The organism is Occallatibacter sp., from assembly GCF_049510455.1.
Classification (GTDB): domain Bacteria; phylum Acidobacteriota; class Terriglobia; order Terriglobales; family Acidobacteriaceae; genus Telmatobacter.
The window spans coordinates 1-25,859 of record NZ_JBEKYX010000058.1 but is presented as its reverse complement, the minus strand read 5'-3'; the positions used below and the strand labels follow the sequence as shown (position 1 = coordinate 25,859).

The 25,859-nt window shown below is 59.1% G+C and carries 19 protein-coding genes and 1 tRNA gene; 5 read left to right on the top strand and 15 right to left on the bottom strand.

The window, feature by feature from the left end; all coding sequences use genetic code 11:
• Nucleotides 1–212 precede the first annotated feature (212 nt).
• Nucleotides 213–299: transfer RNA gene (locus ABSG47_RS12285), tRNA-Leu, on the top strand.
• 126 nt (nt 300–425) lie between these two features.
• Here the strand turns inward: ABSG47_RS12285 and ABSG47_RS12280 are convergent.
• The 5 genes from ABSG47_RS12280 to ABSG47_RS12260 form a co-directional block, all read right to left on the bottom strand.
• Nucleotides 426–2,624, bottom strand: a complete 2,199-nt coding sequence (locus tag ABSG47_RS12280; protein WP_424169980.1) for a hypothetical protein — start codon at nt 2,622–2,624, stop codon at nt 426–428.
• 8 nt (nt 2,625–2,632) lie between these two features.
• Nucleotides 2,633–3,883 carry an HlyD family efflux transporter periplasmic adaptor subunit gene (locus ABSG47_RS12275; protein WP_424169979.1) on the bottom strand — a complete coding sequence of 417 codons (1,251 nt, stop codon included), beginning with the start codon at nt 3,881–3,883 and terminating at the stop codon, nt 2,633–2,635.
• A gap of 12 nt (nt 3,884–3,895) precedes the next feature.
• Complete coding sequence (locus tag ABSG47_RS12270) at nt 3,896–4,168, bottom strand: YtcA family lipoprotein (RefSeq protein ID WP_424169978.1); 273 nt, start codon at nt 4,166–4,168, stop codon at nt 3,896–3,898.
• On the bottom strand, nt 4,165–5,610 hold the full coding sequence (locus ABSG47_RS12265; RefSeq protein WP_424169977.1) for a TolC family protein: 1,446 nt from the start codon (nt 5,608–5,610) through the stop codon (nt 4,165–4,167). The genes ABSG47_RS12270 and ABSG47_RS12265 overlap by 4 nt, the downstream gene beginning before the upstream one ends.
• Nucleotides 5,611–5,672: 62 nt before the next feature.
• A complete protein-coding gene (locus ABSG47_RS12260) occupies nt 5,673–6,959 on the bottom strand; it encodes an MFS transporter (protein WP_424169976.1) in 1,287 nt (428 codons plus the stop codon).
• A 66-nt stretch (nt 6,960–7,025) separates the two neighbouring features.
• Here ABSG47_RS12260 and ABSG47_RS12255 point away from each other — a divergent pair, with 66 nt between their 5' ends.
• Nucleotides 7,026–9,023 (top strand): hydantoinase/oxoprolinase family protein, encoded by a 1,998-nt coding sequence (locus ABSG47_RS12255; RefSeq protein WP_424169975.1) that lies wholly within the window; start codon nt 7,026–7,028, stop codon nt 9,021–9,023.
• Complete coding sequence (locus tag ABSG47_RS12250; RefSeq protein ID WP_424169974.1) at nt 9,020–10,645, top strand: hydantoinase B/oxoprolinase family protein; 1,626 nt, start codon at nt 9,020–9,022, stop codon at nt 10,643–10,645. Before ABSG47_RS12255 ends, ABSG47_RS12250 begins: the two co-directional genes overlap by 4 nt.
• A gap of 50 nt (nt 10,646–10,695) precedes the next feature.
• Here the strand turns inward: ABSG47_RS12250 and ABSG47_RS12245 are convergent, their stop codons facing one another.
• From ABSG47_RS12245 to ABSG47_RS12235, 3 genes are read right to left on the bottom strand one after another with little or no spacing between them, the layout of a single operon-like run.
• A complete protein-coding gene (locus tag ABSG47_RS12245; RefSeq protein ID WP_424169973.1) occupies nt 10,696–11,616 on the bottom strand; it encodes a dihydrodipicolinate synthase family protein in 921 nt (306 codons plus the stop codon).
• Nucleotides 11,617–11,632: 16 nt separating this feature from the next.
• Nucleotides 11,633–12,748, bottom strand: a complete 1,116-nt coding sequence (locus tag ABSG47_RS12240; RefSeq protein WP_424169972.1) for an NAD(P)/FAD-dependent oxidoreductase — start codon at nt 12,746–12,748, stop codon at nt 11,633–11,635.
• Nucleotides 12,745–13,713, bottom strand: a complete 969-nt coding sequence (locus tag ABSG47_RS12235; RefSeq protein ID WP_481133034.1) for a proline racemase family protein — start codon at nt 13,711–13,713, stop codon at nt 12,745–12,747. The genes ABSG47_RS12240 and ABSG47_RS12235 overlap by 4 nt, the downstream gene beginning before the upstream one ends.
• 123 nt (nt 13,714–13,836) lie before the next feature.
• Here ABSG47_RS12235 and ABSG47_RS12230 point away from each other — a divergent pair, with 123 nt between their 5' ends.
• Nucleotides 13,837–15,717 carry a glycoside hydrolase family 127 protein gene (locus tag ABSG47_RS12230; protein WP_424169971.1) on the top strand — a complete coding sequence of 627 codons (1,881 nt, stop codon included), beginning with the start codon at nt 13,837–13,839 and terminating at the stop codon, nt 15,715–15,717.
• A 23-nt stretch (nt 15,718–15,740) separates the two neighbouring features.
• Nucleotides 15,741–17,486, top strand: a complete 1,746-nt coding sequence (locus tag ABSG47_RS12225; protein WP_424169970.1) for a M1 family metallopeptidase — start codon at nt 15,741–15,743, stop codon at nt 17,484–17,486.
• Here ABSG47_RS12225 and ABSG47_RS12220 read toward each other — a convergent pair whose 3' ends face one another.
• The 7 genes from ABSG47_RS12220 to ABSG47_RS12190 form a co-directional block, all read right to left on the bottom strand.
• Nucleotides 17,487–18,932 carry a metallophosphoesterase gene (locus tag ABSG47_RS12220; RefSeq protein WP_424169969.1) on the bottom strand — a complete coding sequence of 482 codons (1,446 nt, stop codon included), beginning with the start codon at nt 18,930–18,932 and terminating at the stop codon, nt 17,487–17,489. It abuts the gene before it with no gap.
• A gap of 49 nt (nt 18,933–18,981) precedes the next feature.
• A complete protein-coding gene (locus tag ABSG47_RS12215; RefSeq protein ID WP_424169968.1) occupies nt 18,982–19,827 on the bottom strand; it encodes a LytR/AlgR family response regulator transcription factor in 846 nt (281 codons plus the stop codon).
• An 82-nt stretch (nt 19,828–19,909) separates the two neighbouring features.
• A complete protein-coding gene (locus ABSG47_RS12210) occupies nt 19,910–20,434 on the bottom strand; it encodes a zinc ribbon domain-containing protein (protein ID WP_424169967.1) in 525 nt (174 codons plus the stop codon).
• A gap of 164 nt (nt 20,435–20,598) precedes the next feature.
• Complete coding sequence (locus tag ABSG47_RS12205; RefSeq protein ID WP_424169966.1) at nt 20,599–21,096, bottom strand: hypothetical protein; 498 nt, start codon at nt 21,094–21,096, stop codon at nt 20,599–20,601.
• Nucleotides 21,097–21,172: 76 nt separating this feature from the next.
• On the bottom strand, nt 21,173–23,632 hold the full coding sequence (locus ABSG47_RS12200; protein WP_424169965.1) for a M1 family aminopeptidase: 2,460 nt from the start codon (nt 23,630–23,632) through the stop codon (nt 21,173–21,175).
• 188 nt (nt 23,633–23,820) lie between these two features.
• Entirely contained in the window at nt 23,821–25,269 is a 1,449-nt protein-coding gene (locus tag ABSG47_RS12195; RefSeq protein ID WP_424169964.1) for a bifunctional 2-methylcitrate dehydratase/aconitate hydratase, read from the bottom strand.
• Nucleotides 25,270–25,305: 36 nt separating this feature from the next.
• Complete coding sequence (locus tag ABSG47_RS12190) at nt 25,306–25,800, bottom strand: hypothetical protein (protein WP_424169963.1); 495 nt, start codon at nt 25,798–25,800, stop codon at nt 25,306–25,308.
• Between the last annotated feature and the right edge of the window lie 59 nt (nt 25,801–25,859).

Genomic DNA, 25,859 nt, shown 5'->3' with positions numbered 1-25,859 from the left:
CTCTCAACCTGCTCCGACAGGACAAAACATGCAACCTCGGAATCAAAGGAAAGCGCCTACAGGCCGGATGGGACAATGACTACATGCTTCGACTACTCGGAAATTAAGATGCGTCGGCCCTGGCTGAGAGGCTGGCCAAATTGACATGCTAACCATGATCTGCGAAACTCAAGGTTACTGCCGGTCGGCTTTGTGCCTGACTTGTGTCCCGTGCCGAAGTGGCGGAATTGGCAGACGCGCGTGGTTCAGGTCCACGTACTCGCAAGGGTGTGGGGGTTCGAGTCCCTTCTTCGGCACCAAAAAATCAGTAGTTCAAGAGCGAGCCGCCTCCCTGGTGGCTCAAGTTGCTTTTGAACCTGGCCTGTCAAGATGATGCACCCAAGATCTCCGGGAGCAGGCCAGGCCAAATCGCGTTGTCTTGCACGCTACTCCCTGGAAAAGAGCAGCTCGGTAGCAGTCTCCTGCTCCATGCGGTCCACTACGCCGCCAATCGTGCGAGCCATGCGGAAGAGAGCCTGTTCGCGCTCGCTGAAGGGCTCCTTGCACTCAGCCTGCAATGTATCCAGCAGCGGAACAAGTTGTGGAACGGGGTCATGGTGTACTTCGGCCGCGGTTGGTGCGGTGGCGCCTTTCGCGCCGGAGCCGATCTGGCACTCGATATGCTCTGCCATCCGGCGAAAGACCTGGCCGCATGTGAGGCGAAACTGATTCTCAATGCTATAGAAGGGGCGATTGCGCTGCGCTGGATTTGCAAAGACGCGGAACTGAAGCAGTGGGGATTGCAGCAGGTAAAAGGTTCGCTCAGCGGCCTGCCAGCGGCGAATGCGATCACGCGCGGCCATGTGCGCGGCACGCTCCGGCCCGGTTTCAAAGGGCACGGCGTCAGACTGCGCGGTGACCTCTTGAAAGCCGCTGCTGATACGGTCGCGCACGGAGCGGACGCGCACAATCGTGTTGGCGTCTGTTTCGACCAGGGTGGTCTCGGCCAGTTCGGCGAGCAGCCGCGTATTGCGGATAAATTGGCCGATCATCACGTCCATGGCAGGCCGGCGATAGAAGCGCTCAAAGACGAGCCACATCATGAAGGTGCCGAGCAGCACGCCGAGAACGCGGTCGCGCGCGGCGGTGAGCGATATCTGGGACGGGTCGTTGAGGACGATGAGATAAAAGGCGAGCGCAAGCTGCAGGCCCGCATACGAGAGGCGAGAGCTTGCAGTTGTGATCCATGCGGCGACTGCGGAGACAGCGGCGCAGAGCAGCGCGAATCCGCCAATGTTATCAATAGCCGGCAGAACGAAGATCTGAGCGCCCATGCCGAAGATAAATCCACCAATGATTACGCCTGTAATGCGGAGCACCTGTCGCTGACGCGAGGAGCCTATGTTCGTGAGACCAGTGAGTACGCAGGTGGTGACGGAGGTACTGAGCGCAGGCCAGTTCAGTCCCACGTATAAGAGGTAGCACAGCATGGCGGCAAGCGTGCCGGCGAGCGCGTAACGAAGATACTCGGGATTTGCGAAGGCATCGCGGACAAGGATGCGGGATTCTTCTTTGGGAGTATCGAGAATTTCGAGGCGCGGATCGAGCGATGTATCACTGGATAGAACCGAGGGAAGCAGCGACATGATGATTTCAAGCTCGCTGAGCAGAGGCGTGGATGTGGATTCCGGCTCCGGCTCCCATTGTGCCGGCTGATGCTGCGGCTGGTTGGGCATAGCCAGACCATGGCGAATCTCCGCAATGCGGAGGGCAAGGCGACCCATGCGTTCGCGCTCGTCAGATGTGCAATTTGGCACAGAGGCAGCCATGCCGGCGGCGAAGTCGATGGAGCGGCCAGTGAGCGAGACGAGTGTGCTCATCCGCATGCGATGGATGGGCTCATCCGCAGTGCGTGCGATGTGGCGGCGCAGAACGCCTGCGCCTACGACGGCATAGCGCGAGAGCTCGCGGTTAACGGTAGCCGGAACCGGTTCACCGGCAGCATAAGCCAACATCAGCTCTTCGATCTGTTTGAGCCGGCTATCGACGCCGGTGATGACTTCATCATGCTTGTTGAATGCGTAATAGACCAGTTCCACGGCCAGCGTGACCAAAGCTCCAACGCAGGCAGCGGCCACCTGCCAGAGAGTGAGCTTCACATTGCGTTCGGCTGGGCCGGGCAGATACCAGATGGTAAGAATGTTGGTGACAACGAGGCAGAGTGTGGACGCGATAGCGAAGTTAGTCAGAGCGCGAAGCAGATAAAAACAGAGGAAGATGCTGATCCCTTGCCAGAGAAAGTGCATGATCGGCACAGATGCGAAGAGTCGCCCGCCGACAGGCACGAAGAGCGCAACAAGAGCGAATGAGAGCACGCGAAGACCAGCCGAGTAGGTGGTGGAAACAATGTCTTCGCGCGAGAGGATCATGGCCAGCAGCACAGCGATTGCGCCGCCGGGAATGCGGAAGACGACAACGAGTACGGCAGTGATGGTGGACGCAATGACCATGCGCGCCACGATCGCGCCGCGGCCAGGATAGGGCGCGAGTTCTTTGCGCAGAAAGTCTGGAAACCACGAAGATACGCGCTCGTCGTGAGGAAGTACGTGCGAGCCTGTTCGAGGGGTGCCCCCAGTTGTACTCATATACGTGCTCAGTGGTGCGGGACGGGATGCGGTATTACAGACGAATCGCCACGAAGGATGACGATAGCCGATTCACCGAGACGAAAGATCTCCGGAGGCGGATTATCAATGCGGACGCGAACAGGAAAGCGCGATGCCAGGTGAACCCAGTTAAGCGTGCGCTGCACGTCAGGCAGGCCAGGCTGCGTGAGTTTGCCGACAAGCTCTGCATCGGGCGTCACGCCGAAGCCGACGCTGTCCACTGTGCCTTCATAGCGAATGTCCGGGCGCGACATGATGTAGACATCCGCTTTCATGCCGGGTTGAATATGGGCAAGCTGTGTTTCGCGAAAGTTGGCGACAGCCCACCATGTGCGCGTGTCGATAAGCGTGAAGATATGTTGGCCCGCACTGGCATAAGCGCCCTGCGAAAGTGTGAGATTGGTTACGCGGGCATCGAATGGCGCAATAACGCGGCTACTGTCGAGATTGTATTGCGCTGTATCAATGGCTGCCTGTCGCCCGCCGAGTTGCTCGGTGTATGGCGCGAGCGTGGTGACGGAGTGCGTCGCCTGCTGTACGCCATGCGCACTGCCAATCACATTTGCCTGCCCCTGAAGATACAGCGCGTTTGCGCCTTCCAGGCTTGCCTGCGCCAGTGCGAGTTGCGCGCGGGCCTGTTCAACAGCCTGCGCGCGGGCTACAGATGCGGTGCGCGCCTGATCCACCTGGTCCACTGTGACGAATTGCTTGGCGAGCAGCGGTTCCAGCCGATGAAGATTATTGTCCGCATAAGACTGCTCGGCGATGGCGCGATCAAGCGCAGCCTTTGCGTTGCCCACTTCGGCCTTGGCCTGTGCAATGGCAGCGTTTGCGCGATGCAAAGCCGCTTCCGCACTCGCAGCGCTGGCTTTGGCGACGTCGACTGCGGAGGCTTTGGAGGCAATGATGCGTCGCTCGTCGCCGATCTCGCCTTCCAGCGTGGCCTTCTCGGATCTTGCGTTCGCAAGCGCGTATGCATACGGGCGCGGATCAATTTCGAGGAGGGAATCGCCAGCCTTTACCAGTTGGTTGTCCGCCACGTAGAGATGCGTGATGGGGCCGCTGACAACCGGAGCAATCCCAATGTAGTTAGCGAAGATTTCAGCGTCGTCCGTGCGCGGATTGTCATTGATCTGGCGCAGCACCAGCAGGCCCGTAATGGCGGTGACAAGCAGAATACCGCCGCTGACGATGTAGCGCTGCACGCCGTGTTCGTTCTGTGTCTCTTCATTCGCCATAGGTGATGCTCGCTAACTGAAAAATATAAGCCAGAGAAAAAAAGAAAAGAAGGCCGCCAGGCAAGGGTAGATCAGCACAGGCCACGCGATAAGCTTTTCAAGTTTGTAACGCGTTAGAAGCCAGTGGACCAGCGCTGCCACGCAGATGCCCACAATGAGGCACAGCAGCCATGAGGGAAAAAACGAGCCGAGGATGTTGAATGTGGGCGCATGCGAGCAGCCCGCCAGTAAGAGAACTGGCGGCAGTGCAAGCAGGAGCGCCGGAATGTTGCGTGCTTGCTTCAAGGGGTTCCTTTGCCGGGCGGAAGCTGGATCAGGTCACCGGTGCGGAAGGCGAGCGTGGCCGATTGCAGCAGAAGCTGCGTGCGGGCAAAGACGTCTTCCGAGCGCGCCTGCGCCAGAGCCTTTTGTGCAGTGATGACATCAATGATGTTGCGAACGCCGTAACTATAAGATTCGCGCGTGGCATTGTATGCTTCGCTTGACGAGGCCAGCAGCGCCGCGGCAGCCTGTTGCTGACGCAAGGCTGTCTGCATGTTGGTGTACGCGGCCCAGACCTCATTTGAAACCTGGTCGCGCAGCGCGTCAATGCCGGCTTCGGCAGCTTTCTTCTCGGCCTTCGCGCGAGCCATCTCTCGCTCGCGCCGCAGGCCGTCAAAAAGCGTCCAGCGCAGCTCCAGACCCGCATCCCACAACTCACCCTGTGCGTAGGTGCGCGGCAACTGATCCAGCTCGCCATAAGCGCGGGCCATGCCGCCATCGCCTACCAGATCGAGCGAAGGGATATAGGCGGAACGCGCCGCCTTGATCGATGCCGATGCAGCGCGCAGGCGCGTAATCTGCGTGAGCAGCTCCGGGCGTTGCGAAAATGCGCGTTCGATTTCCTTGTCAACCGAGTCTGCCATTGCCGCCGGCGGTTGCAGCTTGTCGATCTCCACCACGGTGAGCTCTGTCTCAGGCGGCAGGCCCATCGTTGTGGCCAACTCGCCATGCGCAATTGCTTCCGTTCCGATGGCAGCCTGCAGATCGTATTCGGCCTGTGCGCGGGCGGCAGTGGATTCCAACAGATCGGGCCTGGTGGCCAGCCCATTGTCCAGCCGGCTGTGAGCTTGGTCTTCCACGGCCTGCGCGTTCTTCAGGCTCGCCTCTTCGGCCTCGCGTTGCCCTCGTGCATTCAGCAGATGATAGTAAGCCGAAGAAACCGCGTAGATCAGCTTGCGATGCGTGTCATTAAAACTTACATCGGCGGCAAGCAGGTTGGCTTTGGCTGTATCTATGGTCGCGCCGCGCTCGCCACCGTCAAAGACGAGCCAGGTCACATGCAGCTCGGGAATAAAAAGGCCCTCGGTCTGGCGATCAAAGTGAGAAGAAAGCAGCGCAGCCTGGCGAAGGGACGACGCAAGGACCACTGCGGTCAGCGTGGGAAAGAGCTGGCTGCGGGCAATGCCAAGCTCATCGGCCTTCGCGCGTGCCGCCTGCCACGCCTCACGAGTCTCCGGATTATGCCGCTGGGCCAGATCGATCAGTTCTGCCAGCGAGTAGCTGTGCGTCGCGTCAATCTCGTATTTCTGTTCCGGATGCGCTGCAAGACTGCGACTCAGGCCCTGCTCGGCAGGCGCATGCCACACTTTGTCCGGCGCTGGAGGCGCAGACTGGGCCGCCGCAATCCGTACTGCAGCGCCGGAGGCGAGCGCGAACACGATCATCGCCGAGGAAAATTTTGCCATAACATTAAAACCGGAGAATACGGTACGGCAGAGTCAGTTGCAAGATATGTCCTGCGTGCCGGTCATGAGGTTTGTAGCGAAGATGCGCATGATGCTACTTCGAGTCCAGCCCCGCCGGTCTCCGGCAGGAACAGCCCAAAGAACGCAGCCAGCGCAAAGGCCACAGCGGAGACGGTGAAGGCTGCGGCCAGTCCGTGCCGCTCTGCCAGCACCCCGATCGTGAACGGAGCAAGCGCGCTTAGTCCGCGGGCCAGGTTGTACGAGATGCCAAGCGCGGTAGCACGGATAGAAGTGGGAAAAATCTCCGAAGCGATAATGCCGGAGCCCGTAAAGAAACCCGTGCCGAAGAATGCGGAGACGCAGGCAGCCAGGAAGATGGCCACAGGCTGGCGCGCAGCGGCAAACAGCGCAACCGAAGCCGCTGCGGCTGCAAGATAGATCACAAAGCTCAGGCGTCGTCCAAAGCGATCCGCGATCACGCCGAAGAGCAGATAGCCCGGCAGCATTCCCACCAGATTCAGCGCGACAAGAAAGCCGGTAAGGTTCAACAGGCTGAAGCCGCGGCCGCCGTGCGCCGCATCGAGCACAAGATACGCGGGAATCCACGTGAACAGTCCCCACCATGCAAACATGCCGCAGGTGTTGGCTGCGGTGAGCAGGATGAGTGGCCTGAGAAACGGGCGAAGAATAAGCGGACGAAGAGACCAGCGCGAAGTCGCGGTCTCACGTGCCCGCAGAAAGACCTCCGGCTCCGGAACCTCGCGGCGAATCCAGAGAACGGCAATCGCCGGTAGAATGCCGGCAAAGAAGGCATAGCGCCAACTGAAATGCGCCAGAATGATCCCGGCTACAAGCGCGGAAAGCGCATAACCCACCGCCCAACTGCTCTGCACAATGCCCAGCGCTCGTCCACGCAGCGCGGCGGGCCATGTCTCGGCCACAAGCGTAGCGCCGGTATTCCACTCGCCGCCCATGCCCAGGCCCAGAAGAAACCGGCAAATTGCCAGAGCAGGGATCGTGGTCGAAAGCCCGCAGGCCGCGGTAAAGATGGAATATACAAGGATCGACACCGAGAGCATCGGCCTGCGTCCAAAGCGGTCCGCAAGCAAGCCGAAGAGAATTCCGCCGCACGCCGACGCGACGAGTGTGAGCGCGTTGAGCAGCCCTGCTGTCGATTTGCTCATGCCGAAGGCGGACATCAGGCTGGCCAGAATGATCGAGTAGAGCATCACATCGAAGGCATCCAGCATCCAGCCGAGCCCAGCCGCGATCACAACGCGGCGTTGCGCCGGGGTGGCTGCGGACCAGCGAAAGGGTTGTGAACTGGCGGGCATGAGGTGAGCTTTCACTTTCTCATCCAGGCTCGCGACAGTCCAGCGGAAAAACATGCGCCACGCCTGATATGTTGGCTTCTGATGAACAAGCGTATTGTCATTGCAGTCGATACCGGTGGCACCTTTACCGATTGTGTCTTTCGCGCAGGCGGGCGCGTGCATGTGGTGAAGGTGGCTTCAACGCCTGAAGACCCAGGCCGCGCGCTGCTGGAAGCCGTGGCGCAAATTGCCGCACAAACGAGCGCGGATGAAGTGGAAGTGCGTCACGGAACGACAGTCGGGACAAACGCGCTGCTTGAGCGCAAAGGCGCGCGCGTGGCCTTTGTAACCACCGCAGGCTTTGAGGACACGCTGGCCCTGGCGCGTCAGGCGCGTCCCAGCCTGTATGACTGGAATCAGCATCGTCCCGAGCCGCTGACACGCATCTGCATCGGCGCGGCGGAACGCATCGGTTCAGACGGCAAAGTGATATGTGCTCTCGATGAGGCTACGTTGACTGAGCTGCGCGAGCAGATTCACGCTGGTGGCGCGGAGTCCATCGCGGTATCGCTCCTGTTTGGCTTCGCGAATCCAGTGCATGAGCGAGCTATTGGCGCAGCACTTGCGCAGTTGAGTTTGCCGGTAAGCCTGTCGCACAAAATTCTGCCGGAGTTCCGCGAGTACGAGCGCGCTTCCACGGTTGTGATCAATGCATACATTGCGCCAAAGATGGAGCGCTACATCCGCGGCATGGAAGATAAGCTAGCCGGAAAGCTAAGCATCATGCAGTCCTCCGGCGGAATTCTGTCGGCGCGCGTCGCGGCAGAGGAGCCGGTGCGAACAATTCTTTCCGGTCCCGCCGGCGGGGTCATGGGCGCGCTGAGCGTAGCCCGGCGTGCTGGTATCGCACAGGCGCTGAGCTTTGACATGGGTGGAACGTCGACCGACGTGGCGCTCCTGGAAACAGCGCGCGAACCGGAAGTAACCATCGAAGGTGAAGTAGCAAGTCTGCCCGTAGGCGTGCCCATGCTGGAGATTCACACCGCAGGCGCTGGCGGGGGATCGATAGCCCACTTTGATTCCGGTGGCCTCTTGCGCGTAGGACCGGAATCCTCTGGAGCCGCGCCAGGACCTGCTTGCTATGGGCGAGGCGGAGAGCGAGCCACAGTAACAGATGCGAACCTGGTTCTAGGCCGTCTTGCGTCAGACAATTTTCTCGGCGGCGGAATGCAACTTGATGCAAAGCGCGCTCGTGCTGCGCTGGACCAGTTGCTCCGCGAGAATGACGCGATGGAGTCTATTGAAGCGCTGGCTGAGGGAATCGTGCGCGTGGCCAATGCGGAAATGGATGCGGCGCTTCGGCGAGTTTCTGTAGAGCGTGGTCACGACCCACGCGGTTTCGCGTTGATCGGCTTCGGCGGCGCAGGCCCACTGCACGCCTGCGAACTGGCAAGTGCGCTCGGCATAAAGCAGGTAGTAATTCCCGCTGCGCCCGGCGCTCTCTCCGCAATGGGAATTCTCGATGCAGATGTAAAGCGTGAGTTCGCACGGACTGTAATGGTGAGCCCAAAGGATACGCATGTGACGCGCATTTTTCGCGAACTCGAAGCAGAAGCTAAAGCGGTCTTCGCCGCAGACAGGTTGAAGCCCGAAATGAAACGCTTCGCGGAGATGCGTTATCGTGGTCAGGGCTTCGAGCTCCGCGTTCCCTGGGGTATGGACAAAGGAAATACCGACGCCACTCGGCGTTTTCACACGCTGCATGAAAAGCGCTACGGCTACAAGGATGCCTCGCGCGCAATAGAGATCGTTACATTGCGCGTGATAGCGATTGCGCGAACCGCTGCTCCACGCACGCGTTCCGAAAAACTCAAGCCCGGCAACGCGCGGCAGGCGAGGCTCGCGGCGCATCGAATTTATGAAGGCGGCCGCTGGCGGCGTGCATGGCTGCTCGATTGCGAAAAGCTGCGCGCCGGGGACCGCTTTGCCGGTCCAGCAGTGGTGACGGAACTCTCCGCCACCACGTTTGTGCCGTCTGGATGGGCGGCGTCGGTCGATGCGCACAGCAATCTGATCTTGAAGGCAGGAGGAAAGCGATGAAACGCGCACGCAACAATATGCCGGACCCTGCGGAGATAGCGGTGATCGCAGCGGCACTACACTCCGTCGCCGTCGAGATGGGCGCGGCCCTGCGCCGCACCGCCTTCTCGCCCAATATCAAAGAGCGCCGCGATTATTCCTCGGCAGTCTTTGGTGCCCGCGGCGATCTGATTGCCATGGGCGACGACATGCCAGTGCATCTTGGCTCCATGCCGATGTCCGTTCGCGCGGCTCTCGATGCCTTCGATCTTGCGCCCGGCGATGTGGCGCTGCTCAACGATCCCTATCGCGGCGGCACGCATCTTCCGGACCTGACAATGGTCGCGCCGGTCTTCATCGGTCGCGAGCGCAGTCCAGCATTTTACGTAGCCAATCGCGCGCATCATGCGGATGTAGGCGGCATGTACCCTGGCTCGATGGGCCCATGCCGCGAGATCGCGCAGGAGGGCATTCGCATTCCGCCTGTGAAGTTGATGCATGCAGGTAAGATGGACGCGCAGGTGAAGGCGATTCTGCTGGCGAATGTGCGCACGCCCGCGGAGCGCGAAGGCGACCTGACCGCGCAGATGGGCGCATGCCATGTGGGCATCGAGCGTATGCGCGAGCTTGCCGCGCGCTTTGGATCCACAAGTTCCAAAGAGACTCGGCTCGATGCGAGTGTACGCGCCCTGCTTGCACGCTCGGAGAAGCGGATGCACGCCATGCTGAGCGAATTACCTGCGGGTGAATTCCGCGCAGAAGATTTTCTGGACGATGACGGCGTACATGCAAAGCCGATCGGCATTCGTGTAGCCGTGCGAATCGATCCGAAACGCGGAAGAGTTGAGGTCGATTTCACCGGCACGGACCATCAGGCCGCAGGCAGCATCAACGCGGTCTATGCCATTACATGGTCAGCGGTCTTTTATGTCCTGCGATGCCTGATGTATGCGCAGGGCCGCGCCACGACTAGCCACGCTACAGCAGGTCTCATGCGCCCTGTTCGCGTCATCGCTCCTGAGGGAACCGTTGTCAACGCGCGGCCTCCCGCGGCTGTTGCGGGCGGCAATGTTGAGACGTCGCAGCGGATCGTGGATGTGCTGCTGCGCGCGTTCGCGGCCGCATGCCCGGAGCGTGTTCCGGCAGCAAGCTCCGGCACGATGAATAATCTAACCATCGGCGGCATCGATCCACGTACCGGATTGCCTTTCACCTACTACGAAACCATCGCCGGCGGACATGGCGGATCGCCGCAGAGCGCGGGAGCCAGCGCGCATCATGCCCACATGACCAACTCGCTGAATACGCCGGCGGAAGCGCTTGAGTACGCCTATCCCTTTCGCGTGACGCGCTACGCGCTGCGGCACAGTTCAGGCGGTGCGGGCCTGCATGCGGGCGGCAATGGCGTAGTGCGCGAGGTTGAGCTTCTCAGCGACGCGCAGGTCACACTGCTTGCCGACCGCCGCACGCTGCATCCCTGGGGACTGAGCGGCGGCTCGCCCGGCGCAAGCGGAATCACCACAGCAATCGAAGATGGTGTCCAACGCATCCTGCCCGGCAAATGCACGCTGGAGCTTAAAGCAGGCAGCCGGCTGCGAATCGAGTCGCCGGGCGGCGGCGGATGGGGCAAACCGCGCCGATAAGCCCTGCCTGCAGCGCAAAGCGAAATAGGAAGCCAATCGCTCCCCCTTGCTCATCTTTGGAACGGCGTGCTTACATTCGCCCCGGCAACGCGATTCGCCAGCGCATAAGCCACAGCCGCGCGTGTCTCAGCAAGCTCCGCGTCCACTACCTGCAGCCGCGGCGGCCGCACTCGCGCGTTGCCCGCGCCCAGCTCTTCCTGCACTTGCTTGATCAGCTGCACAAACTTCGGCACGGTGTCCATGCGAAGCAGCGGCAGAAGCCAGCGATAAAGCGCAAAGGCTGCCTGCTTATCGCCGCTTGCGGCCAGGTCGAAGACCTCCACCGATTCGCGCGGCAGCGCATTGACCACGCCCGCAACCCAGCCCACGGCGCCCGCCTCTACACCTTCGACAATCGCATCATCTACGCCCATAAAGATCGCCAGCCGGTCGCCCGTCAGAGCGCGAATCGCAGTCACGCGTCGCACATCCGTCGAGGATTCTTTTACAGCAACAAGATTGGGAAATTCATCGGCCAGATCGGCAATCTGTTCCGGAGTAAAGTCCGTGCCGTAAGCCACTGGATTGTTGTAAAGCATGCCTTCAAGCGGCGTCGCTGTCAGGATCGCAGCCACATGCGCGCGCATCTCGCGCCAGTCGCCCTTGTATACATACGGCGGCAGAATCATCAGCCCCTGCGCGCCAACCTTTGCGGCAGCCTCTGCCATCTTCACCGCCTCCGTCGTCGCAAGCGCGGAGATAGCCGCCACTACGGGAGTCGCCGGTGAGACCGCATCCACGACAGTCTTCACAATGGCAATCTTTTCATCAAACGTCAGCGTTGCCGCTTCCCCAAGCGAGCCAAGACAGATGATGCCGGTGCAGCCATTCTCAATCAACCAGCGCGCATGGCGCGCCACAAAGCCCTGATCCACATTGAGCTGCTCGTCAAATGCCGTCGTCATCGCCGGCATAACGCCCTTCCACTGCATAAGAAATCCTCTTTACTTAGTTGTCGAATCGTGCAGGCAGATACGGCTCAATCGGAATCTCCAGCTTCAACCCCGTAAGCGCTGCTGCAATCAGTGCCGCCGTGCCGAGCGATGTCGTGATGCCCAGCCCTTCATGCCCGGTGGCCAGCCAGAGCGTTTCATCGTCCGGAACAGGGCCAATCAGCGGCAGCTTGTCCGGTGTGGCCGCGCGAAAGCCCACTCGCGTCGTCGCCATTTTCTTTGTAGCCAGTGCAGGCATGTATTGCGCCGCCCGCTTCAGCAGCGCATCCACTATGCGCTTATCTACGCCCGTATCCTCGTTGTCATACTGGCGTGAGGCGCCGATCAGTATCTGTCCGTTCGGTCTCGGCTGCACATTAAACACCACAGAATCCGACTCCGCGGCATGCGTGCTCTTCAAATACCCAAGCTCGGCCACCTGGTGCCGCACAAGGTCTGGATATTTCTCCGTAAGGACCAGATGCCCCTTGCGCTTCCGTATCGGCAGTCCGGGATCGAAATCTGTAGCCCATCCGCATGTGGCGTTGATGAGCAGTGGCGCGGTCAGCCGCACGCCGCCCTTTTCAAGCACAGCTTCGCCTCTGCGCAGGGAGTTAATCTTGCAGCCCAAAAGCAGCTCAGCCCCATGCGCCAGCGCCAGCGTCACCAGGTGCATCGCCACTGCCGGCGGATTCACAATCGCATCCTGAGGCATAAACAGCCCGCCCGCAAGACCGGCACGCAGATTCGGTTCATACTCCGCCAGCTCGCGCGAGCTCAGCATCTTTGCCGGCACTCCGCGCTCGTTATAGTACGCGCTCTTCCGCTCCGCCTCCGCCAGCTCCTCATCGTTCGCCGCCACCCACACGGTGCCCAGAGCCTCATATTCCGCCTCCGCCGCAAGCGTCGGCGCAAGCTCCTGCCACAGCCGCTGCGAGTAGCGCGTCAGAGCAAATTGCGCCTCGGAGTCATCGAGAACCACAATGTGTCCCATGCCCGCGGAAGTCGTTTCACTGCCGACTCCGCCGCGGTCCACAAGCGCCACGTGCATTCCCGTGCGCGCCAGGCTTGCAGCGCACGCCGCGCCCACAATGCCGGCTCCCGCAACAATTGCGTCGAAATGATGGTTCATGCACCAATCCCGTTCTGGAATGGATCTTCCCGATCAAAGAGCAATGTAGCCTCTGCCGTTATATATGCGGAACCTGTGATGGAAGGATGCACCATATCATTCTCTACACGTGCGCGGCCTTCAAAAACAGTGCCCAGAATTCCTTCCTGCCGCCATGCTTCGCCCGGTGTAATCTTGCCATCGGCAATCAGGCACGCAAGTTTAGCGCTTGTTCCCGTCCCGCAGGGGGAGCGATCATACGCCTTTCCAGGGCAGAGTACAAAATTGCGGCTATGATTCGCCGCGTCCAGAGGTGGGGAAAATAATTCAATATGATCGATCTCGGCGCCATTTGCGCCCGTAATGTCTTGCGCTGCAAGCTGCGTGCGAATCTCCCACGCATACTCCGTCAGTTCTTCTACATTATCGAGCGCAAGCCGCCGCCCGTGATTCTGTGCCAGAAAAAACCAGTTTCCTCCCCACGCCACATCGCCCGTCACCGCGTTGCCGCCCGGCAGGCTTACGCGCGCGCCCGTCTTATATCGATACGCAGGCACATTTTCCACCGTAACCGTATGCGTATCTTTGAGATGTACCTGTACCACACCTACTGGCGTCTGTAATCTATGCGTTCCAGCCGCAATGCGGTCCAGATATGCCAGCGTTACCGCGACGCCAATCGTTCCGTGGCCGCACATGCCAAGATAGCCTGCATTGTTAAAGAACACAACTGCCGCCGCACAATCCGGCTCATCCGGTTCCAGCAGATAGGCCCCAACCAGCACATCGGATCCCCGCGGCTCGCAGAGGATCGCCCTCCGCAGACCGTCATGCTCGCGCTTCAGCCGCTCCACGCGCTCCGCCAGGGCGCCTGCGCTCTTTCTGAAAACAGACTCCGGCATGCCAGCCAGCACGCATCGCGTCGGCTCGCCCGCCGTGTGCGAGTCAATCACAGTCATCTTGCGGATGGATTCCGCGGTTTTCATAGCAGATTACTCGGGAATCGGTTGGTAAAACAAATATAGAATACAATCGAAACGCTCAAGCTCATTCGGCCATCGCTCCGCTAAGCTATTCAGCGCCGGCTTTTCCACACAGGAGCAACCTCAATGCACCCCATCTCACGCCGCCATTTTATCGGATCCTCGGCCGCACTTGCGGCAGCCGCCGCCTTCGCCCCTGGACAGCTTCTTGCGGCTTCGGACGCGGTCACGGAAACCATTCCCTGGAAGGCGCAGCCGTTTCCCATGGAGCAGGTGCGCCTTCTCTATGGCCCGCTCAAAGAGGCGCAGGAACGCAACCGCGTCTATCTTTTCATGCTCCCGAACGACCGCCTTTTGCATAATTTCCGCATCACCGCCGGGCTTCCGTCCAATGCGCAATCCCTGGGCGGCTGGGAGCTGCCGGACGGCGAGCTGCGAGGCCATCTTGCCGGCGGCCATTATCTTTCCGCCTGTGCGCTCATGTATGCCTCCACATGGGATGAAGCACTGCGAGCCAAGGCAATCAATCTGGTGGAAGAACTTGCCAAATGCCAGAAGCCCAACGGCTATCTCGGCGCATATCCTGAAAATTTTTACGATCGCCTCCGCCACTATCAGGAGGTCTGGGCACCCTTCTACACTTACCACAAGATTCTCGCCGGCCACATTGACATGTACGTCCACTGCGGCAGCGATACCGCGCTCAAAACCGCCACGCGCATGGCAGATTGGGCCATCAACTGGATCGGCCCGCTCACCGATGAAGAGCTTGCCCGCGTACAGCTTGTCGAGCACGGCGGAATGAATGAGGCGCTCTTCAATCTATACGCAATCACCGGCGAAAAGAAGTATCTCGACGGCGGCCTGCGCTTTGAACACAAGAAATTCTTCGATCCGCTGGCCGCGCAGCAGGACAAGCTCGACGGCCTGCACTCCAATACCAACATTCCCAAGGTAATCGGCGCGGCGCGCGGCTACGAGCTCACCGGCAGCGAACGCTACCACACCATCGCCGAGTACTTCTGGTCCACCATCGTCGATCACCACACCTTCGCCGCCGGCGGAACCTCCAACGCCACCGAAGGCTGGAGCGCGCCCGATACCGCCGGCACGCATTTGGCCGCCGACGGCCAGGAGTGCTGCTGCAGCTATAACATGCTCAAGCTCACGCGCCATCTCTTCGGCTGGAACCCGGAAGCCCGCCGCATGGACTACTACGAACGCCTCCTGTGGAACGTCCGCATGGGCACGCAAAGCCCTGAAGGCATGCTCATGTATTACGTGCCCACGGCCGCCGGCGCGTGGAAGACCTTCGGAAGTCAGTTTGACTCCAACTGGTGCTGCACCGGCTCCGGCATTGAAGAGTATTCCAAGCTCACCGACACGCTCTACTTCCGTGACGCCGAAAGCATTTATGTGAATCACTTCGCTGCCTCTTACGTGGAGTGGCCGGAGAAGCATCTGCGCATCGAACAGCACACCTTCTTTCCGGAAGAAGAAAAGACAACGCTCCTGCTTCACGCCACGCAGCCATCCGCATTCACCATGCGCCTGCGCAAGCCCGGCTGGGCAGACGATGTGCATGTCACCATCAACGGCCGCGCGGTCTCATTCGCAACTGCAAGCGACGGCTACATTGCCCTCCAGCGCACATGGCACGATGGCGATCGTGTCGAAATGACCCTGCCCATGAAGCTGCGCGAGCTCTCCGTCCCAGGCAGCCCCGATCTTGCCGCCGTCGCTTATGGCCCGCTCACGCTCGCCGCATCCATGGGACGCGATGGCCTGACACGCTCGCTCATTGAAAATCACGAAGGACCCGAAATGAAAAAGCTGCCTGCGCTCGCCATGCCGCGCATTCAGCGCAAGGCCGGCGAAATGTGGGTCGAGAAGATCTCCGGCGCCGCGCTCGACTTTGAAGCGCGCGGACAGACCGAATCGATTCGGCTCAAGCCAATGTGCAAGATTCTCGACGAGCGCTACTCCACTTATTTCCAGATCGGCTAAAAGCTAAAAGGACAAAAACACAAATGCGTGCAATGTGGGTGAAGTTGTTTTCAGTGCTTGCGGCCTCGGTTGCCATAAGCTGCGCAGCGGTAGCACAACAGAGCGGACAGAATGCGAACCAGGGTGCTGGTCAGGGAACTGGGCAAGCAACTGGACAAACCCAGGCGCAACCCGCCAGGCCGCAGCCGCGCATCCGGCCCAATGACGCAGGCGCGCCCATTCCCACGCGTGCCGATATGCTCCGCGGCGCCTACGGGCCATACCGCGAGAACAACAAGCTGCTCTATTACCACCTCGACATCCGCCTCGATCCGGAAAAGAAATACATCAGCGGCAAAAACACCTTCCGCTTCCGCATGCTCAAGCCCGGCGATCGCATCCAGCTCGACCTGACGGACAAGCTGAACATCGACAAGATCCTCCTCGGAGACACGCCGCTCAAATATGAGCGCGACGGCACCGCCGTCTTCGTCAACTTCCCGTCCACGCTGCGCGTCGGGCAGATCGTGTCCATCGACTTCTACTACTCCGGCAATCCGCCGGAGGTCGGCCGCTTCGGCGGCATCACCTTCAAGAAAGATTCTTCCGGCCACGACTGGATCAATACCGCCTGCGAGGGCGACGGCGCCAGCGTCTGGTGGCCCAACAAGGATCAGTGGCGCGATGAAGGCGAAAGCATGGACCTGAGCGTCGCCATCCCCAGCGGACTTGTCGATGTCTCAAACGGCAAGTTCGTAAGCAAGACAGATCTGGGCGATGGCTACACGCGCTGGGACTGGCACATCAGTTATGGAATCAATAACTACGATGTCTCGCTGAACATAGGTAACTATGTTCACTTCTCCGATAAATTCGGCGACCTGCCGCTCGACTTTTACGTGCTTCCTGAGGATCTGGACAAAGCAAAAGCGCAGTTTTCACAGGCCAAAGGCATGATCGAGGCATACACACATTACTTCGGCGAGTATCCCTTCGCAAAAGACGGATATAAGTTGATTCAGGCCCCTTACACCGGCATGGAGCACCAGAGCGCCGTCACCTATGGCAACTTGTTTAAGAACGGTTACTACGGCAAGGACTGGACCGGCGTTGGCATCAGTCCCAGGTTCGACTTCATCATCATTCACGAGAGCGGCCACGAATGGTTCGGCAACAGCATCACCGCCGTGGACCCATCCGATATGTGGATTCACGAAGGCTGGGATACATATCTCGAAAGCCTGTATGTCGAATACCGCTGGGGCAAGGCCGATGCTATCAAGTATCTAAGTGGCTACAGGCCCAAGATATATAACCTGCGTCCCATTGTTGCTGAGCGCGGCGTCAATGCCGATCCCACGGAAGACCAATACTTCAAAGGCGCGCTCATGCTCAACACGCTCCGCAGCGTGGTCGATGACGATACAAAATGGTTCGCACTGATCAAGGGTATGTATCAGCACTTCCAGCATCAGCAGATTCAAACCGAAGATATCGTTGCATACTTCAACACGCACACTGCCATGAATCTCACGCCCATCTTCAACCAGTACCTTCGCCAGGCGCGCATCCCGCGTCTTGAACTGCTCTTTGGCGAGTCACCCAACCTGGTCATGTACAAATGGGACGCCGACGAAGACGACTTCGCCATGCCGGTGCGCGTAGGCACGCCCGATCACTGGCAGATCATTCATCCCACCACAAAGTGGCAATGGATGCAGTCGCCGCTCGGTAAAGACGACTTCCAGATTGCGACGGACCTCTACTACGTGGACGTCAACAAGCAATAGCTACTTCGCCGGGCAGCGGCAAGCGCGATACGCATCCGCGCTCATATTCGCGAGCGCGCAGCTGTACTGCGGCCAGAAGAGCTTCAGCTCCAGAGATCGATCCTTCACGAAGTAATCGTGCAGATAGCTCTGGCTCTCTCCTGTCTTCGCATCCGGATCGCCAACAAACCCATCGATCAGCGCCTTCACATCCTCCGCCGCGTAGGCAGCTTTGTGGTAGGCCTGCGCGTAGTCATACTCCTGCTCCCACTTCGTATCCACGCCTGTCTGGTTCGATGCGGCAATTACCCGGTAGTCACGCATTGTAGCTGTAGCGGGATCAACCGACGCAACCGTGAAGGATGGATTGTTGCCGTCGATAGGCGAGATCGAAGGAACCATCTTCAGCGCAACAGGCTTGGCCGCGCTGTCTTTCGCGGGCATCAGCAGCCGCATCTCGTCCATGTGCGTGTGAGCAAAGATCGCAAGCCGGATCACATCGCCATAGCCTGCCAGCGTGTCGGCCAGATCGTCCGAGCCCAGAAATAGCTCCGGCTCCTTGCCGCCGCAGACATTCTTCATCTTGCTGATGGTGGAATAGGGATCCACACCCGGCGGAATGTGCCCCATCACCCAGATCTTCTCGTGCTCCTGCCTCGCTTTATCGAGTTCGCTCTTGAGCCACGCATTCTGCGCCTGTGCGCTGGAAGAATCATCCTTGCCGCCGCATGTCTGGTACTTCTTCGATTGAAAAATATTGTCCACAATCAGCAGTCGCGTATGCTCAAACGGCGCAGGCAGCGTGACGCTGAAGTCTCCACGCGCGGCAAAGCTCGCCGCTGCGGCCTTGCGTTCCGCCGCCGTAAGCTGCTTCGTAAAAGCCTTGCTCGCCGCAGCCAGAAAGGTACTGTTCGCGTCCAGCTTATAGTCCGCGCAGCCGGAGTCATTATTGCCCAGCGCCGCATACACCGGCGCGCCAGGAAACTCAGCGCGAAATGTATCCAGCACATACTCCAGCGTCTTCACCACAAACGCCTCATACTCGCCAGGCTTCGAATTCGGCATCGCCGCCGCCCACTTGCACGGAAACGCATGGGCTATCAGATCGCCACTGATGGTGATAAAGTGCGCGTCGGCGGCCTGCGCGTGCATGGCCCTCAGACTTGAAGCCAGCAGCGTGTAGTCCGTATCCTCGCCGCGTGTCTTGCACGTCTGCTGCAACGCGGCAAATCGCTGCGCCTGATCCGGAGACGGAGACGCAGCCAGGATCGTCTTCCACTCGCTCGCCGGCGCGGCAGCAAGCTGCGGAACCTTCGCCGGATCCCAAAATGGCTCAAAGTGTACATCGCTCACCAGCAGCGCTGTGACTGTGCCGGCAGCAGGTTCGGCATACATCTCTCCGCAAAAAACAAGTACAGCAACAAAAATGGCAATCAGCTTGAGTGAAGACAGCAAACAACGGGCCATGCAGGGCTCTCCATGCGGGGAATCATCTTCGGAAACTATCAACAAACAGTTACAGATTGAACAACTCGCGCAGATGGCGCGTCTGCGAGCGGCTTACCGGAATCTCCGTCTGCTTCTTGTCGTTCATGCGAAGCTGGTAGCTCGATTTGAACCACGGAACCACCTCGCGTATGTGATTGATGTTCACCACAAACCCGCGATGCGCGCGCCAGAAGACCGCGGGATCAAGCTGTTCCAGCAGCTCCTCCAGCGTGCGGCACTTCGACTGTCCTTCAAAATGCTGCGTCACCACGTGAATCACACCCTCGTCAATCGACGCATAGCAGATCTCCGCCTGGTCCACCAGCAGCAGCCGGCTCTGCGCCTGCACAATCAGCTTGGCATGCTGCGCCGCTGCGCCCGGCCTGCTGCCGAGCAGCTTCAGCAGCGCGTCAATTTGCGATTGGGACTGTGACGGCGCATGTGTCGCGGAACCTGCATCCGGGCCGCCGGCCATGCGGCTCTTCACGCGCTCCACGGCCTGCTGCACTCGCCCTCGATCAAACGGCTTCAGCAGATAATCCGCGGCGTTCACATCAAACGCCCGCACGGCGTACTGGTCGTACGCCGTGGCAAAGACGATCTGCGGCAGAGGCTCCGGCTCTTCGCCTGCATTTCCGGCAGCCTTCGCCGTGCCGCGCTCCACCAATTGCTTCAGCACTCCAAAGCCGTCAAGCCCCGGCATCTGCACATCCAGAAACACCAGGTCCGGGTGGTACTCCTCAATCAGCTCAATCGCTTCAATGCCGTTTTCGCCCTGCGCCACCACGTCCACGCCGCCCACCTGGTCGAGCAGATACTTCAGCTCGTCGCGGGCCAGTTGTTCATCATCGACGATGAGCGCGGAAAGTGCCATGCCAAGCACGATTGTAGAGGAAATGCGCGCTCTGGGGCTGGCGCGCTCAGCATCAACGGATATCTGACCCCTGATCTCTGTTTCAGCCCATCAAGTGCAGCCGAGCCGGCATGTGGTCCTCAGCCAGCTCATGGCCGCAGCGCGTGCAGTACTGGTCGGTAGAGCGCACCGTGCGGAAGCAGTTGCCGCAGTTTGCCGTGAGCTGGTAGTTGCACTGCGGGCAAAAATGAAAGTCGCTCTGCGTAAACGTTCCGCATGCCGGGCAGGCTGAAACCAGCGGCTGCCGCAGCAGAAAGTAGAGCACCGCGCCAATGCCGCCCGGCATCACAAAGCAGAGCACCATCCAGAAGCGCGCGCTCATCGCCCGGCGCGGCGCATCCTTGCTCACGTAGCCGACCATGAGGAAGTAAATCGCGGCCAGCAGTCCCCATGAAAGGTTGAAGTAGATGCGGAAGCCCAGCGGCGGCGGCGCATGGTGGCGCGTGGCTGGCAGCACCATCCAGAAGTAGTACTCCACCACAGTAAAGGCCGCCACAGACAGGACAATCGACCAGACGGGGATTAGGCGTGCGTCATTATCGACTTGGATGGCTTCCGGGTTATGCATGGCAAAAGTCCTCCCGCAGACTCTCCCTGGAGCGTGACGGGAAGTTCGAGTGTGCTTCTATCTTACTGACGGGGCCGTGCTGTGGGAAGTTGCGGCTGCCGGGCTCGGAATACAATTTAGATCGCATTTTTCCTCCTCGCATCACCGCCACTGCACGTCTGTACCTACCTGCTAAGCGTCACAAACTGCCGTCCCAGATAAAGCCGGTACCCGCCGCCGGTGGAGATAAATTGTAGCGGAACCGGGTGTTTAGTCGCGTCATCGGTGGCCATAGGTGAAGTCAACACATCGTGGCCGCCCACATCCGTCAGCACAAATTTGCCGCCCGCAATTCCGGCCCCGTAAATCCCCGCCGCCAACACCTGCCCGCCAAGCTTCACCGTAACTTCCGTAATGAAATATGCCTGATACTTCGCAGACACATCGCTCGAGTAGCCGCTGGTATCCACCATCGCGGCCAGCACGTTATAACCATCGGCAAACTTTACTCCGCTGGAGTTACGAAGCTGCACCGGCGCGGACTGTCCCTTGTAATACACCGTGGCAGGCAGCAGCTTCTGTAGGTCAGCCGGCTTGAGAACGGTGCCAGACTGGGCCGATGCCACAACAGCAACTGAAACCACCACAGCGGCGGCAAATGCGCGAACTCTAGCGAAATGCACAGTCTTACCTCCGCCCGGAATCATAATTTGTGAGGAGTATACAGCAGCAGCCAGCGCAAACGCGCAGTTCCCCTGGCTAGTTTTCCAGGCTCAGCACGTCATAGTTGTAGTTGATCCATACCTTTTTGATCGGCGCCGGCGGCTTTGCCAGCGGAACCGTTTGTTCCAGCGTCGTGTCGCCATTCATCCGCACCGATCCCAGTTGCGATACCTTGCCATCCTGCAATTCCAGGTAAATTGGCACAATGCTCCGGAAGTTATCCGGCACGCCCGACTGCACAAGCTTGATATGCAGGCTCACGTTTCCGTTCTCCGCCGCCGTCGTCTGGGATTCAAAGTGATACACCGGCAAGTCCGTTCCATACACATACTGCCGGAAGAACCAGTCCATGGTGTGCGTGCCATCCATGTCCATCTGCTGTGTCATGTGCTTTTCCACAATGGCCTTGAAATCCTCCGTCGTCGCAACCTGCAGGCGATATGTGGACACAAAGTCATGCATCATCTCCATGAACCGCGCGTCGCCATCCTTGGGCTGCCACATCATCATCCGGATCATGTGCAGAATGTAAGCGCCTTTGGGATAGACAAGATTTTGATACACATTCCACCCTGTCTTCTCCGTTGCCAGCCGAAAACCCATCGTCACCGGCCCCACATCAATCGGCCGGAACCCCTGCGCATTCTTCTCTGTAATCAACTTGCGCTGCTCCTTCCAGAAGTCGCGAAAGTCGTTGTTCTTGGTGCGCGTGCCCTGCAGAAACATCGCAGCCGAGGCGTCGGCAAATCCTTCGCTCATCCACTGGTCGCGATAGCTCCGGAAGCCTACCGTCTGGCCCCACCACTGGTGCGCCACCTCATGCGCCGTCACCACCTTCCAGTACATGTCCTCCGGATGCAGTCCCATAAAGTGCTGCTGCGTACTGTCCAGAAATCCGCAGATCGGCAGATACACCAGCATCGGCCAACTCTGCCCGTAATCGCACGCAAACTGCTGCGTCAGCGCCACCTTGGCAAACGGAAGCGGCCCAAAGTAGTTGGTATAAATCTGCGCCGCGACCTCGCCCTCGCTCAACTGTTGCGGCAACATGCCAGGAGCGTTGAAGTTTCCCAGGTTTGCCTCGCTCAGCTTCGCAAACTCATCCGGCGGAGTCGTATTTGCGTATGCATCAATCGTCAGATTGTCGCCCAGCTTGCCCGGCAGCACGCCTTCCTTCATCGTGAAGCGGCCAAGATTAAAGCCCACTACCGGCAGCGGCACATCCGTCTTCCACTCGGAGGTCGTAATCTTCCCGTCGCTCGTCTCATTCACGCGCGTGCCCGTGGCAATCAGGTTTAGTCCCTTCGGCACATGGAAGAGCATGTGATACGTCGCATAATCGCCCAACCCGCGCGCGGCGTTCGGATACCAGCTCTCGCGCGCCGTCGGGTAGTAGTTCGCATTGCCCTCGTTCGTCACCACATCCTTGCCGCCATAAGTAATGCGGATGGAAACGTCCTCGCCCTTCTTCAGCGCATGCGGCAGAATCACGCCGAAGTCCGCATCCTCTTCCTTCTTCTCCTGCACATAATCCATCGGCTCGCCGCTGGTCCCCGTCGATCCCAGTGCAGCCACGTTGCTCACGCGCAGCGTCGGGAACAGTGACAGCCGCGCCGCCGCAACGCCATCCTGCAGCGCGACCACATGCAGCGTCGCCATGCCGGTCAAAAACCCGTTCTTCTCAATCGTTGTATCCAGGTCCTCGCGATCGATGCGGTATGCGCCGCTGTCAGACCGGCTCCTCGCATGGGCGTGTCCCTCGCCGGCTGAAAACGCGCACAAGTACGTCTCTCCCCAGTCATTCAGCGCCATCAGCGACACCTCTTCCGGAGCCACATGCCGCGCCCCATCCGGGTCCAGCGTAAAAATCAGGTGCGGATTTTTCTTTCCATGCATCGCGGCAAGAAAAAATCCCCCATCCGCAGGGCTTAGCACGTCTTCCAGCAAACGCAGATCGATATTCTCAAACAGCTTCAGCCGCTGAAAAGTATGCAGCTCCATCGCGCTCTGGATCAGCGGTTTGCTGTCGCCGCCCTTGCCCGCACCAGCCTGATGCAGCTCCGCGGCGGTCTTGTCCGTAAAGCGCATCACAACCTGGTCAAAGTCCTCATCGAACTCCTCCGCATGGCTCAGAATGCGCAGATTATGCCGCTCTTCGAGCGTGGGAGGCGTCAGATGCAGGTGACCCTGCCCGCGAAAGACCGCGCCGGTGACCTTGCCATTCACCTCGCCATAAAACGCAATATCGCCGCTTTCAAACGTGAAAACCGCAGCATCGCGCTTCAGCTCCAGATGATGCACAGCGATCACTTCACCGCCAGGCAGCAGGTTTCTGAGTTGCTGATAATAAGCATTGGAATTAGGCGGCCGCTGTGCGCACAGAGACGTGCTTCCCAGCGCAGCGGCAAACAGAACAAGACGGAAAACCAGCGGGCAACGAGAACGAATATCCAGCAAGATACACCAGCACAAAATGGATTCGGGGAGCGAGTCCATTATCCAGCCTCGTCGTACCTTCGCGCGAAAAGTAATTCGCTCTCCACCGCCGCTGTATGCTCTCTCAAATGTGTCATCCCGAGCGAACGGGGCCCCGAGCGTCTTTCAGCTCGGGGGTGGTGAGTCGAGGGACCTGCTTTTGTCTTTTGTTTGTTCTACCGCAATACTCCCGCTGACCGGCCTATACATCACGGCAAATACAAATCCACATACTCATTCACAGCCATCGCATCCAACCGCTTCGCATCCAGCGAAGCCTCCAGAATCCGCTCCTGCTGCCCAGCCGCAAACCGCCGTGCCAGGTTCATCTTGAACTTCGCAGCCAGCAGCGGCAATCCCTCCTCCCGCCGTCGCCGATGCCCAATGGGATACTCGACTGTTTGTTCCAGCACGTCACCATTTGCGAGAACGACCCGAAGGGTATTCGCAATCGACCGCTTCTCAGAATCGTGGTAATCGCGCGTAAACTGCGGCTCCTCCACGCAAGCAATCTTCTCGCGCAGCGCATCAATCCTCGGATCGGCGGCAATACCATCCTCGTAATCCGCCGCCGTCAACCGCCCAAAGATCAGCGGAATCGCCACCATGTATTGAATGCAATGATCGCGATCCGCCGGATTCACCAGCGGTCCCTTCTTATCGATAATCCGGATGCAAGCCTCATGCGTGCGAATCGTAATGCTCTTGATCGCATCCGCAGTCAGCCCGCGCTGCTTCAACTCTCCATGCAGCGTCATTGCCGCCTCCACCGCAGTCTGCGAGTGGAACTCCGCCGGATAGCTGATCTTGAACAGCACATTCTCCATCACATACGTGCCATAAGCCCGCTGAAATTTGAACGGCTGTCCTTTGAAGTTCACATCGTAAAATCCCCACGTCTTCGCCGTCAGCGCCGTCAGATAGCCCATCTCACCAGCCTTCGCCATCAGCGCCAGCCGCACCGCGCGACTCGTAGCATCGCCCGCAGCCCAGCTCTTTCTGCTCCCTGTATTCGGCGCATGACGATACGTCCGCAAACTCTGCCCATCCACCCAAGCCAGAGAGATTGCGTTGATCGTCTGCTCCCGAGTCAGCCCCAGCAGCCTGCTCACCACTGCGGTCGAAGCCACCTTCACCAGCACCACGTGATCCAGCCCAACCTTGTTGAACGAATTCTCCAGCGCAATGCATCCCTGAATCTCATGCGCCTGAATCATCGCGCACAGCACATCGCGCATCGTCAGCGGCTTCCTGCCCTCAGCAACATTGGTACGCGAAATCCAATCCGCCACTGCCAGAATTCCGCCCAGATTGTCGGAAGGATGTCCCCACTCCGCCGCCAGCCAGGTGTCATTAAAGTCCAGCCAACGAATCATCGCGCCGATATTGAACGCCGCCTGCACCGGGTCCAAAACATACGGCGTCCCCGGCACCCGCGCACCATTCGGCACCACGGTTCCCGGCACAATCGGCCCCATCAGCTTGGTACACGCCGGATAGTCCAGCGCCTCAAGCCCGCAGCCCAGCGTATCAATCAAGCAAGCCCGCGCCGTAGACCACGCCAGCTCGCTTTCAACCGAGTAATTCAGCGCGTAGTCAGCAATATCAACAAGCACCTGATCCGGCGCAGGACGTTCATTCGAAATATGTGAAGACACATGACTCCTTCTAATTGATCATCGGTACAACGTTAATTATTCAGAGCAATTCGTTCCGTTGTTGAAAGTTGCTTCGTCCGCCTTCAACATTTCGGTTACTGTAATGGCATAAACACCACCACAGTGCGCTTTCCAATCGGAATAACCTGCTTCATATTCGGGTATTTGCTGGCGCTCTTTTATCAGGGTGACAACACTGCGATCAATCGCATCTTTGGCAAACGGAGCGTCTTGGATAGTGTTAGGCGAGGGACCGCCACTGCAATTTTTCAGCTTAATTCCATCGATCCTTACATGAACAATAATGCCAACTTTCGGAAGGCTTTCCACGCGCAAGATCGTAATCGTGGAGGAACTCTCGCCCGTCCGGTTCTTGTAACTCCACACTTGTCCGGGGCTATATTTCGAATCATTCACAATTTCAGGCGAGGCGCATTTTGCTCCAGCAGTCGTTGTTTCTTGCTGGCCCGTTAAGGTCGAAGCAAAAAGAATTGAACTCATCGCGACTAATTGTCCGATTCGAGTGAGCATACATAAATCCTTCAGGAACGCTGACTAATCGCCACAAACGTCAGATTCTCCGGCCCCGT

Excerpts from the sequence above, each read along its gene's own strand:
- ABSG47_RS12245 (WP_424169973.1), bottom strand. The coding sequence starts at position 11,616 with ATGCAGTGGAAGGGCGTTATGCCGGCGATGACGACGGCATTTGACGAG.
- ABSG47_RS12275 (WP_424169979.1), bottom strand. The coding sequence starts at position 3,883 with ATGGCGAATGAAGAGACACAGAACGAACACGGCGTGCAGCGCTACATC.
- ABSG47_RS12280 (WP_424169980.1), bottom strand. The coding sequence starts at position 2,624 with ATGAGTACAACTGGGGGCACCCCTCGAACAGGCTCGCACGTACTTCCT.
- ABSG47_RS12200 (WP_424169965.1), bottom strand. The coding sequence starts at position 23,632 with ATGGACTCGCTCCCCGAATCCATTTTGTGCTGGTGTATCTTGCTGGAT.
- ABSG47_RS12220 (WP_424169969.1), bottom strand. The coding sequence starts at position 18,932 with ATGGCCCGTTGTTTGCTGTCTTCACTCAAGCTGATTGCCATTTTTGTT.
- ABSG47_RS12215 (WP_424169968.1), bottom strand. The coding sequence starts at position 19,827 with ATGGCACTTTCCGCGCTCATCGTCGATGATGAACAACTGGCCCGCGAC.
- ABSG47_RS12240 (WP_424169972.1), bottom strand. The coding sequence starts at position 12,748 with ATGAACCATCATTTCGACGCAATTGTTGCGGGAGCCGGCATTGTGGGC.
- ABSG47_RS12190 (WP_424169963.1), bottom strand. The coding sequence starts at position 25,800 with ATGCTCACTCGAATCGGACAATTAGTCGCGATGAGTTCAATTCTTTTT.
- ABSG47_RS12255 (WP_424169975.1), top strand. The coding sequence starts at position 7,026 with ATGAACAAGCGTATTGTCATTGCAGTCGATACCGGTGGCACCTTTACC.
- ABSG47_RS12250 (WP_424169974.1), top strand. The coding sequence starts at position 9,020 with ATGAAACGCGCACGCAACAATATGCCGGACCCTGCGGAGATAGCGGTG.
- ABSG47_RS12235 (WP_481133034.1), bottom strand. The coding sequence starts at position 13,713 with ATGAAAACCGCGGAATCCATCCGCAAGATGACTGTGATTGACTCGCAC.
- ABSG47_RS12210 (WP_424169967.1), bottom strand. The coding sequence starts at position 20,434 with ATGCATAACCCGGAAGCCATCCAAGTCGATAATGACGCACGCCTAATC.
- ABSG47_RS12225 (WP_424169970.1), top strand. The coding sequence starts at position 15,741 with ATGCGTGCAATGTGGGTGAAGTTGTTTTCAGTGCTTGCGGCCTCGGTT.
- ABSG47_RS12230 (WP_424169971.1), top strand. The coding sequence starts at position 13,837 with ATGCACCCCATCTCACGCCGCCATTTTATCGGATCCTCGGCCGCACTT.
- ABSG47_RS12265 (WP_424169977.1), bottom strand. The coding sequence starts at position 5,610 with ATGGCAAAATTTTCCTCGGCGATGATCGTGTTCGCGCTCGCCTCCGGC.